Genomic DNA, 11,654 nt, shown 5'->3' on the forward strand with positions numbered 1-11,654 from the left:
TGGATCAATTCAAATATATCAACTATCTTCTAGACAAGCTGCCCAATGAGCTGTCGTTATTAGACAATCAACGTCTGGAAGCCTATTTACCATGGGCTGAGAATGTTCAGCTCCACTGCAAGTAAAGTCCCATAAACTGATTAATCCCATCTTAGCATTGCTAGGATGGGATTTTAATATACTCTGCTATTGGGTGCTTACGGTTTTGTAATCTAAGGGACTATACCTTTCATGAATACCAATATACAAGCTAAGTAATCGCCAAAATTATAGCTAAAGGCTACAATAATCATAAAGAATATTAGCGAATTTTTACAAGAGAAAGCGAGAAAAAATGAAAGCAGCATATTTCGTTAAAAAGGGCCTGGTTGAAGCCCGGGAAGTTGAAGACGCGACACTTGAACAAGACACCGACGCGGTGGTTCGCGTAATTAGAGCCTGCGTCTGCGGTTCAGACCTGTGGTGGTTCAGAGGCATCTCTGACCGGCCTGAAGGCACGGTTGGCCACGAAGCCATCGGGATCGTGGAAGCAGTCGGTGACAAGGTCGACAATGTCAAGGTTGGTGACTTTGTTATCGCTCCCTTTACTCACGGCTGCATGAAGTGCAAGATCTGCAAGGCTGGTTTTGATGGCAACTGTCCTAACGTAGAAGCCGGCGGCAACAAGGGCTACCAGGCAGAAAAGCTGCGTTTTAAGAACGCCAGCGCCTTGGTGAAAATCCCTGGCCAGCCAAGCGACTACACTGAAGAGCAATTGAAAGACCTGTTGACTTTATCAGACGTTATGGCAACCGGCTACCATGCTGCGGCTAGCGCGGAGGTTAAGCCGGGGGATGCGGTAGCAGTTATCGGTGACGGCGCGGTTGGCTTGTGCGGGGTTATCGCGGCTAAATTGCTCGGTGCTGAAAAGATCATTTTGCTCAGTCACCACGAAGACCGGGCAGCCTTGGGTAAGGAATTCGGGGCAACTGACATCGTTAGTGAACGCGGTGAAGACGCGGTCAAGAAGGTTTTGGAACTGACTGGCGGCTACGGCGCTGACGCTGTTTTGGAATGCGTTGGGGCAAGCAGCTCTATTGACCAGGCTGGTCAGATTGCCCGTGCTGGTGCGGTTGTCGGCCGGGTAGGGGTTCCGCAAAAGGAACCGGAAACCAACAAGTTCTTCTGGAAGAATGTCGGCTGGCGTGGCGGGATCGCTAACGTCACTACTTACGACCATGAAGTATTGCTGGACGCTGTTTTAAAGGGTGAAATCCACCCAGGCAAGGTCTTCACTAAGAGTTTTGACCTTGATCATGTGCAAGACGCATACGATGCAATGGACCAGCGGCAAGCAATTAAGTCATTGCTGGTTGTGGCAGACAAGTAATTTTTTTATGGGTGATAAAAATGGCAGAAAAACAAACTGCAGGCCGCGATCGTTTGGGCAAGTTAGCACCAAAGTTCGCGGAGCTGAACGATGACGTTTTGTTTGGGGAAGTTTGGTCAAGAGAAGACAAATTGTCGGCTAGAGACCGGAGCATGATTACCATTGCCGCACTGTTTTCCGCAGGCTTGTACCCGCAACTGAAGAGCCACTTGGAATTGGGCAAAAAGCATGGAATCACCAAGGAAGAGGCAGTGGAGATTGTCACTCAGCTGGCTTTCTACTGCGGCTGGCCTAAGGCGTGGAGTACTTTCCCTTTGATTGAAGAAGTTTACGGAGACTAAACCAGAATATGCAAAAAAGATCGTCAGACCACATGGGTGGAATGACGATCTTTGTTTTTGCTGATTACTTGTAGCGGGAAGGGATGACGAAGTACTTACTGTTGTATGCCGCGGCAATCCGTGGATATACATATACTTTTCCGCCCTTAAGAGTGTAATTCATCTTAGAAGCATGCGTGGTGCGTAAGTACTCATCGTCAGCCCCAAGGTCTACAGCGCCATAATAGAGTTGTGTGCCTATACTACTTTTATCGCCTTCCGCAACATCGAAAACAGTAAGCTTTTTTCCAGTCTTAAGGGAGTAGGTCCAACTACCTGTAAAGTAAGTAGCGCTTCCGCCAATATTATAATCTTGACCGTATCTAAAGGAGATAACGCCATTTTTATTGTAGGTTGCACGTGGCTTTACAATATCATCGTAGGTTGTATGAGTACCTACATGCTTGGAATCCCATTTTGCGAACTCAAATAATTCCTTCTTGTGCTTAAGTTCAGCCGTATAGCTTTTTCGTAAAGACTCATTGATTTTCTTGATGGCAGCTGAATTGCCTTTCAATTGTGGTAGTTTGTAGGCAAAAATAGCTTTAATCCCATGCTTGTATTTTCTAACTGTTTTATATTGCTTAAAGTAGTACTTCGCAGAGCTGCTAGCTTCTGCTTTGGAACTGGTAACTAATCCTACAGACAGAGCCAATGCAAGGGCACTAGCGACAACATATTTCTTTTTCATGTTATTTCTCCAATTAGCTATTACTTGTACCGAGCAGGCAGGGTGAAGGACTTAAGCATGGTTGGGCCATTAACTTGTGGGTACACATATACCTTGCCGTTCTTCAAAACAAAGCTCAGATCCTTTAAATCCATTGACTTAAAGTAGTAACTTTCGGCCCCAAACTTTTTGGCGCCTTTAACAAGCTTCTTTTTCACACTCGCACGACTGCCTTTAGCCACGTCATAAACGTTCAACTTCTTGCCAGTTTTAAGTGAGTAAGTCAAGCTGTCTAAGGTGTCTCGCCTGACACCGCCAGCCCACCATTTCTTATAAGTCCGAAATGATATAACTTTTCTCTTGTTATAGGTTGCCTTTGCGATTATCGTATCGAAATAGCTTTGGTTAGAAAAATCAGCCGCGTCTTGTTTAGCGAAGTGGAAGACCGTCTTCGAATTCTTCTTCTCGGTACTATAGCTCTTCTTCATGTCCTTGTTGATCTTCTTTACCGCGGCGGAGTTGCCTTTCAGTTGCGGCAGTTGGTAGGAAAAAGTCGCCTTCATCCCATGCCTATACTTCCTAACCGACCGGTATTGCTTGATCGTGTACTTAGCTGAGTTGGCTTCTGCCTTAGGAGCAGCCACCAAACCAAGAGTTACAGCTGCGACAAGTGCACCAGTTATCACACTTTTCTTCATAAACTCACTCCTCGTATGTTTGAAACAAATATTACCACTTCATATTGTACTACTGAAACTGAACTTAAAAAATCTAACTTACGAAAAAACGTCAGACCTCACATGAGAAGTCTGACGAAACTTGTTTTATCAACTTTTTCAAAAATCATCAAAGAGAATTAGTCTAACTTTTTGCATTTCAGCCAGCTCTTTAAAAGAAGGGCTGCTCTCTTTGACAAAGAAGTAGAGATGAGTTTTCGTGATGCCGAATTTCGAACTAAGCAGTGCCGCGCGGCTGCGCAAGGTATCTAGCATTTGCGGGCTCAGCTTCTCTGCCTTGCGCCACTTGCATTCACCAATAATCGCTTCTTTTTTGTCATAACTCACGGCAACCAAATCGACTTCTTCTTGTCGTTTAAGGGCAGGATTGTAGCCCCACCAGCTGCTAATTTCCTGCGGGTCGAAGGGGAGGTCGTCTTGTCTCCAGGTCCATTCCCTGCAGGCTTTCTCAAAAACTGGTCCTAAAAAGTTTGGCAGATCCGCCATGATCCTTGTTAAGAGACCACTTGTCCGGCCAAGTGAAATCTTATCCTGCTGGCCTGAAATATATTGGAACCAGAACTGAAACATTGTGTCTGAGATGTGGTAGATGGCATTCTTGGTATTTTTCTCAAGGATAGGCAACTTCCTTTCAACCATTTCTAGTTCTTGCAAGCGGCTGAGGTAGGGGCTCAAGCTAGATGCACTGTTCAAACCGATCGCTTTGTAAATTTCATTTGGCTTTGTTTTCCCTTGTGCTAAAGCAACCAGGATCGAATAGTAGGTTGCCGGCTTCCGGAGTTCTTCTTGCAACAGGACATTCGGCTCGTCTTGCAAAATGGCATTATTCCGCAAAAAAAGCCGGTTGATATTCTCTTCAATGCTTTTGTCTTGATCGATAAAGCTGAGATACTGCGGAATCCCGCCGGTGATGCCGTAGTAGGCTAGAAGGTCCTCATTCTTGACAAGGGGGAGCATTTTCTTAGTGTCAAAAATATCAAACGGCCGTATTTTAAACTGGCCAGTTTTTCTGCCGTAAAGTGGACTTTGATGGCCTAATACTTGGTGCTGCATAAAGGACATTGATGATCCGCACAGAATCAGCATGATGTTGTCATACTCTTTAAAAACGTGGTCAATGGCAAACTGGAGAACCGAGCTGATTTCTGGGGCTGATTGGGCGAAGTAGGGGAATTCATCCAGGACAAAAATCAATTTGCGATCTTGCATGTTCGCCAGGTCCTGTACCTTGCTAAAAATATCCCGGAAATTGCTATAGCTAAAACTGCGATCTAAACGGTTAGGATTTTCGAAGTCCAGAACCGCATTGGTCAGATAGTTTAAGTTGAGTTCTTTTGTTGCTTCAATTCCTTTTGCATAAATTGCTGGCTTGTCTTTAATTAATTCTTTGATCAGAGATGTCTTTCCAACTCTGCGCCGGCCATAGATAACCGCCATTTCAAAGCGAGGACTCTGATACATGTCAGCCAGGCTCGCAAGCTCTGCTTCCCGGGCAATAAAAGTTTGACTCATTATGTTTACCTCTAATCATGATTAATATAATCGTGTTTAGTCTAATCGTAATTATTATAATCGTAATTATAGTCATCAGCAAGAATTTTGCCGAAAACAAAATTTTTTTGCAAAAAGCTCTTGCACGTTTCTGAAAATCGTCTTAAAATGTAATCAACTTCAAAAGAAAAGACAAATTTAGAAAGGAACGATTAAAATGACTGTACGTAAACTTTGGCAAGACTGGCGTGACTAAGTGAGGCTGCATGTTATATGGTGTAGACTCACTGATTGCAATAATCTAGGGAGTCTATGCCAGGACAATCGTTTCTGAAGAAATCAAAGGACTGTTTGGCATAGTTGGTCAGACAGTCTTTTTTTGTACTCAAAATTAGATATACATGTATAGGCTCCAGCAAAACATAGTTAGAAATAAATTAAAAATAGCAAACTATCAAACAAGGAGAACTATCATGACTGAAGCAACTGCAGAAAAGAAGGAAATGTTTTACGGCGAATTTGGTGGCCAGTACGTGCCAGCTGAAATCCAGGCAGCACTTGATGAAATCGCGGATGAATTTGAAAAGGTGAAGGATGACCCGGACTTTAACGCCGAATTGAACCAGCTGCTTCGCGATTACTCAGGCCGGGCAACTCCGCTTTACTTCGCTGAATCATTGACCAAGCGCCTGGGCGGGGCAAAAGTTTACCTTAAGCGCGAAGACCTTAACCACCTGGGTGCCCACAAGATCAACAATGCCTTAGGCCAAGTCCTGATCGCCAAGCGTCTTGGCAAAAAGCGGATCATCGCTGAAACTGGGGCTGGCCAGCACGGTGTCGCTACTGCCGCTGTCGCTGCCCGCTTCGGAATGAAATGCACTATCTACATGGGGGCAAAAGACTGTGAACGGCAAAGATTGAACGTCTTCCGGATGCGCCTTATGGGGGCTGAAGTAACTCCAGTCACCGCCGGCACCCAAGTTCTGGAAGATGCAGTTGCCGCAGCCTTCCAAGACTTGGCCCAAAACCTGGACACTACCTTCTACCTGGTCGGTTCAGCCGTTGGTCCATACCCATACCCGCAAATGGTTGAACGTTTCCAAAGAGTCATCAGCAAGGAAGCAAGACAACAATTTCTGGACCAGGTCGGCCGCCTGCCGGATGCCGTCATTGCCTGTGTGGGCGGCGGTTCCAACGCTATCGGGGCCTTCGGTGAATTCATCCCTGACAAGGAAGTCCGCTTGATCGGGGCAGAAGGGGCCGGCAAGGGGGCTGACACCCCGGAAAACGCCGCAACCTTGACCAACGGCAAGGTCGGTATCAACGACGGGATGAAGAGCTACGTTTTGCAAGATGATGAGGGAAAAATCTTGCCGGCTTACTCAATCTCAGCCGGCCTGGACTACCCAGGCATCGGGCCAGTTCATTCCTTCCTTAAGGACAGCGGCCGGGCAGAGTACTACCCAGTAACTGATGATGAAGCAGTCGCTGCCTTCAAGCTGCTGTCTGAAACGGAAGGGATCATCCCCGCTTTGGAAAGCTCCCACGCCTTGGCTCAAGCTATCAAGATGGTGCCAGAAATGGATCCTGACCAGATTGTCATGGTCAACCTGTCAGGCAGAGGGGACAAGGACGTTAACCAAGTTGCTGCCTACCTGGGCGAAGAAATTTAAGTGAAATAATATATAAGACCGGAAAGAGTCAGCATTCTCTTTCCGGTCTTCTTTTTGCCTGAAGATACGCAAGGAATTATATTGTTATCACTTTTTTCTCCTAAAGATTAGAGCAATTTTTCTATAGGTAAAAACTGGTGAAAGGTGTATTTTCGCTTTATATCGACTTTGACTAACAATTTGATAATTTATAATCTATTCTAGTTCCCTAAAAGTGCTTATTTTCCGTTAGTAGAATAACTACAATCTAATAATATTATTATTGACAATCCAAACATTCTTGCTTTATGCTAAAGATAGATATACGAATAAATAAGTATTATAAATTAGCAATAAAAGAGGGAATGAATATGTTGGTGCCTAAGGCAAAAAAATTCAATGCTCGGCAAACAGAAGATGCCAAGCAACGGTTTAGTATCAGAAAGTACAGTTTTGGTGCTACCTCAGTATTGCTGGGCTTCTCCTTCATGCTGATGGGGGCGGGCAGCGTTTCCGCCGACACGACCACTCCAGCAGAAACCAGTACAGAACTGGTTGCTGACGCCGCGGCAAACAGCGGATCCCAGCAGACAACGAGTGAATCAACTGAAGACAGCACGAAGACTGACGCGGCAAGCACGACTGCTGCAATTACCAGTACGGAAAACTCTGCAGCGACTACACAAACTGCTTCTGCTACTGAAAGCACAAATGATGCGGCATCTACTCAGACCGCAGAAAAGAGCAGCACAGACAGCACCAGTTCTGACAGCAGCGCAACTGAGGCAAAGGAAAGCACTGATTCAAGTGCAACCGCGGCAAGTACTGAAACTGCAGAGTCAAGTGCAACTTCAGCAAGTACGGAAAGCACTGACCAGGCAGCGGCAACTACTGCTAGCCAAAGCACTGAAGAAGAAAAGGCAGCATCTACCACTGACACAGCTTCTACTACTGCAGAAAAGACGGAAGACGAAACTGCGGTACAAGCCAAGCAAACGGCTACTGTAAGCAATAATTCAGAAGACCGCCTGGTACAAGGCAAGTCTTTGACCTTGTCCAGCGACAAAATCGGCTATACTTCTGAAAATGGAGAAACTACTGGTAATAGAAGCTCAATTACAGCTACTATTTCCTTCACTGGGGAAGTAGGAGACAAGTTCACGTTAACGGTCCCAGCAAACGTTACTGGTGAGGATATGTCAATTTTGTATGGCATCAATTCTTACACCAAGTCCAGTATCGCGGATACCACTGTAACGCAAGACAACGCAGCAGGTTACTTCTACATTACCAGTGTCTTAAAGGAAGCCGGCAGTCTGACTCAGAACGTTGTCTTTACATCGGTAAAAAGCCAAATGACCACTATCGGCGATAAGATGGTGGACTCTGATTCAATTGGCAGCCGGGAGATGCAGATGATTCTGTCGGCTGAAGATGCCGATGGCAATAGTTTGGGCTCAGTCAGTGAGACTTTTACCCAAATCATGAAGCCAACGGTTGATCCGCAGCTGACCCGTACCCCAGACAAGAAATATCAGGCAACTATCCAGCCAAACAAGGACTACACTTACTCCTTGAGTCTGAATGAGCTGCTTGGTATCAATAATGCCAGTGACGTCGGATCATTCTCCAGCAACCGGGTAATCAGAAGCATTAACTATGGCACTGAAATCCGAATCCCTGTACCGGCCCAGTTTGAGTTGAACGCTTCAGATACTGCAACCAAAAATGCTTTTAGCGATCAAACCACGATTACTCAAGATGGGATTGGGGCAGATGTTGTAATCACTGTGCCTAAGGGTTCGGGTAACAATGTTGATACATACGATGCTCGGCAGACGCCATACTACATTGTCGGCAAGTATGTTTTTGACGGCAGCGTCAATCAAACAGTTACTGCAGACAAACCTATTACAATCACTCAGTATCTTGATGATGCACAAACCAAGACCTTGACCGGGAACCTTGACATTACCTGGAGCGAAAACGTCAATTCAGAAATCACAAAAGGGAACGCCAGCCTTGGGGGCTACGGTGCCTGGACTGGCAACGAACTGGTCTTAAAGGATACGGCTGACAGACTGACTACTTTTGCATTTGGCAACCTGTCCAGTTATGACTTGACCGACGTATCATTTGATATCAAGGTAGCCGATGGTTTTAACGCAACTGGTATTACTACGCCTAAAGTAGATGGCACTAACAGTTACAGCTATGTTTTGACCTACGCCGATGGCACTACCAGCACTGGTACAGTGACCGCGGGTGAAGCGATCAAGGCTACGGGCAACAGCCCGATCCGGGAAGCCGTTTTGACGGCAGACTATTGGAAGGCAGGAGCCAAAACCGATGGTGCCGGCGTGGCAATGGATCCGAATACCCAGCTGCAGCGCTTTACGATTACTGGGAACTTGTCTGATACTTATGACGATGGCAGCGCGGTGAAGACTGGCGACAGTCTGACCAACTCCATGACGGTTTCTTCTGACTACTTGAAGGGGGCGACGCAGAAAGTAACGCAGAATATTGTCCCAGAGTACATGAGCAGCTTCCGCATCTATGAAGATGGGGGGATCGGCTTGGCAGGCGAAAGCCAGAAGCTGACTATTCTCAGCAACACGGACTTGAGCTTTGTTAAAAATGTCAATCTGGACAAGCCGGTTATTTACGTAGTTTTACCACAATACGCTATTTACAATGAAAATGCGTCAAGCTTCTACGGTGACCCGACTGTCTCAACTTTCTACGTCAATGATGGGGCAAATCAAGTAGTTAAACTGGACTACAGCCAATCAGAGTATCAATACAATATCCGTAACAATAATTACAAGATTGTCGCGGACATCAGTGACGATGCTTTGCCAGGAACATATACCAGTCACTTCTTTGTCAGAACTACGACAAAGATGATGTATATGACGTCCGTCAACTACAATCAGCTCTACAAGCCAGAATACACTGAAGGCGATTCAACGAATGTCTGGACAAACGGGATTTCAACCAACAAGTTTAGCTTGACCGTCCTCACTCCAACTGAAGAATTCACCATGGGTGCCATGAGTCAAGGTAACCTGGATACAACTTTCCAGAATACTGGCAAATCCTTCTCGACTGATTTTGAGGACATGCAGTTCAAGATCACGCCGAAGAATTTGACCAAGGGTGATTTGACCAATGTCCGCATCTACTCCAACTTGCCGACTGAAGGGGATGTACAGCTGACTGGACCGGTAACGACCACCGATACTAATGCTAAAACTTACTATTCAACCAGTCTAGTCGACCTCAGCAGCAATGAAGAAGACAATGTTACTTGGCTGAGCGAGGATGAAGTGACTGATTGGTCAACAATCAAGAGTATCAAGGTCCAAGAAGATACGCTGGCTCAGTCAACGCCGTCCAACCTGTTTTCAATCGTTATTCCAGCCAAAGATACCAGCTTAACAGGCGATGTGGGCAAGTACTTGAATTTAGGCTACAAGGCATATGCTGACCAGTTTGTTACCCCAATTAAAAAGTCCATTGCGACCAGCATTCTGGTTTTGGGGCCGACGGTAGAAAGCAGAACGGTTACTAGAACCATCAATGTCCATCTGCCATCTGGTGAAGTGCAGACCACTAAACAGGAAGCAACAATTACCAGAACAGGGGTTGTTGATAAGACTGGCAACACGACTTACTCAGACTGGACCACGTCTTCATGGGATGAATTTAGCAATGTCCCAGAAGTTGCCGGTTTTACCCCAAGTCAAAAAGTGGTTGAGGAAGCAAGGGTTGATTCAACTACTAGCGACGTCACGATCGATATTACCTACACTGGCAATACCCAAAAAGCCCTGGTTAACTATGTCGATCAAGACAAAAACAATGCGGTGATTGAAAACTCTGGTGACTTAACTGGCGCTTCAACGACTGCAATCGGCTACAGCACTGCTGATACGATCAAGAAATTGGAAGAAGCTGGCTATGTCTTTGTATCAAGCGACTACCCGTCAGATGCAACGTACGACACTGACGACAATGTTGATCAAGTCTACACGGTTGTACTTAAGCACGGCCAAGCAGCTACTAGCCGTGACCAAAAGGTAACCCGGACGGTTGTTTACGAAGTACCAGCTGGCTTTGATACTCCAGCGTCAGTAGAAGAGACTCTGTCCTTCACTCAGAATGGTGATCAAGACCTGGTAACCAAGGAAATCACTTGGAACCCGGTTGACTCACAGAGTTTGCAAACTGTAACTAGTCCGAAGATTGCTGGCTTGACTGCTGACAAGAAGGAAGTTGCTTCTGAAGAAGTAACGCCAACTTTTGATGGTGACAAGTCAACTACTGTCGTAGTTGTTTACACGCCAAACGTTCAAAACGCTTTGGTCAACTACGTGGACGAAGACAAGAACAACGAGTTGATTGAAGACTCTGGTAACTTAAGCGGTCTGTCCAAGGACACTATTGCTTACAGTACTGCGGACACGATTCAAAAACTCGTTGATGCTGGTTACGTATTCGTATCAAGCGATTACCCAACTGACGCCGCTTACGACACTGATGACAACACTGACCAAGTTTACACTGTGGTTCTGAAGCACGGGCACAAGTCTGTTGATCGTGACCAGAATGTAAAGCGGACTGTAGTTTACGAAGTGCCAGCCGGTTTTGAAGCGCCAGAATCAGTAACTGAAACTGTATCCTTCACTCAGACTGGTGACCAAGACTTGGTAACCAAGGAAATCACTTGGAACCCAGTTGACTCACAGAGTTTGCAAACCGTAACCAGTCCAAAGATTGCTGGCTTGACTGCTGACAAGAAGGAAGTTGCTTCTGAGGAAGTAACTCCAACTTTTGATGGTGATAAGTCATCAACTGTCGTAGTTGTTTACACTCCAAACCTGCAAAATGCTTTGGTCAACTATGTAGATGAAGATAAGAATAACGAACTTATCGAAGATTCAGGCAACTTGAGCGGCTTTTCAAAAGATATGATCGGCTACAGTACTGCCGACACGATCAAAAAGTTGGTGGACGCTGGCTACGTATTTGTATCAAGCGACTACCCAGATGATGCAACCTACGATACTGACGACAACACTGACCAAGTTTACACTGTAGTTCTGAAGCACGGTCATAAGACTGTTGACCGTGACCAGAATGTAAAGCGGACTGTAGTTTACGAAGTTCCAACAGGTTTTGATACTCCGGCATCAGTAGAAGAGACTTTGTCCTTCACTCAAACTGGTGACCAGGACCTAGTAACCAAGGAAATCACTTGGAATCTAGTTGATCCTAAGAGCTTGAAGACTGTGACTAGTCCAACTATCTCTGGTTTGACTCCAGACAAGGACGAAGTAGCTTCACAAG

The 11,654-nt window shown here is 45.7% G+C and carries 7 protein-coding genes; 4 read left to right on the top strand and 3 right to left on the bottom strand.

Annotated elements, in window-relative coordinates:
* Nucleotides 1-334: 334 nt before the first annotated feature.
* On the top strand, nucleotides 335-1,369 hold the full coding sequence (locus ACI32D_RS02005) for a zinc-dependent alcohol dehydrogenase family protein (RefSeq protein WP_439774990.1): 1,035 nt from the start codon (nucleotides 335-337) through the stop codon (nucleotides 1,367-1,369).
* Nucleotides 1,370-1,389: 20 nt separating this feature from the next.
* Nucleotides 1,390-1,710 (top strand): carboxymuconolactone decarboxylase family protein, encoded by a 321-nt coding sequence (locus tag ACI32D_RS02010; protein WP_439774991.1) that lies wholly within the window; start codon nucleotides 1,390-1,392, stop codon nucleotides 1,708-1,710.
* Nucleotides 1,711-1,774: 64 nt separating this feature from the next.
* Here the strand turns inward: ACI32D_RS02010 and ACI32D_RS02015 are convergent, their stop codons facing one another.
* From ACI32D_RS02015 to ACI32D_RS02025, 3 genes are all read right to left on the bottom strand, one after another.
* Entirely contained in the window at nucleotides 1,775-2,440 is a 666-nt protein-coding gene (locus ACI32D_RS02015; RefSeq protein ID WP_439774992.1) for a hypothetical protein, read from the bottom strand.
* A gap of 20 nt (nucleotides 2,441-2,460) precedes the next feature.
* Nucleotides 2,461-3,117, bottom strand: a complete 657-nt coding sequence (locus tag ACI32D_RS02020; RefSeq protein ID WP_439774993.1) for a hypothetical protein — start codon at nucleotides 3,115-3,117, stop codon at nucleotides 2,461-2,463.
* A gap of 138 nt (nucleotides 3,118-3,255) precedes the next feature.
* Nucleotides 3,256-4,668 (bottom strand): ATP-binding protein, encoded by a 1,413-nt coding sequence (locus tag ACI32D_RS02025; RefSeq protein WP_439774994.1) that lies wholly within the window; start codon nucleotides 4,666-4,668, stop codon nucleotides 3,256-3,258.
* Nucleotides 4,669-5,120: 452 nt separating this feature from the next.
* On the opposite strand from ACI32D_RS02025, the gene trpB reads away from it, so the two are divergent.
* On the top strand, nucleotides 5,121-6,320 hold the full coding sequence (gene trpB / locus ACI32D_RS02030) for a tryptophan synthase subunit beta (protein WP_439774995.1): 1,200 nt from the start codon (nucleotides 5,121-5,123) through the stop codon (nucleotides 6,318-6,320).
* Nucleotides 6,321-6,676: 356 nt separating this feature from the next.
* Nucleotides 6,677-11,654 (top strand): mucin-binding protein (locus tag ACI32D_RS02035; RefSeq protein ID WP_439774996.1); only part of this gene is annotated, 4,978 nt, incomplete at its 3' end.

This window comes from Lactobacillus sp., from assembly GCF_051873315.1.
GTDB lineage: Bacteria > Bacillota > Bacilli > Lactobacillales > Lactobacillaceae > Lactobacillus.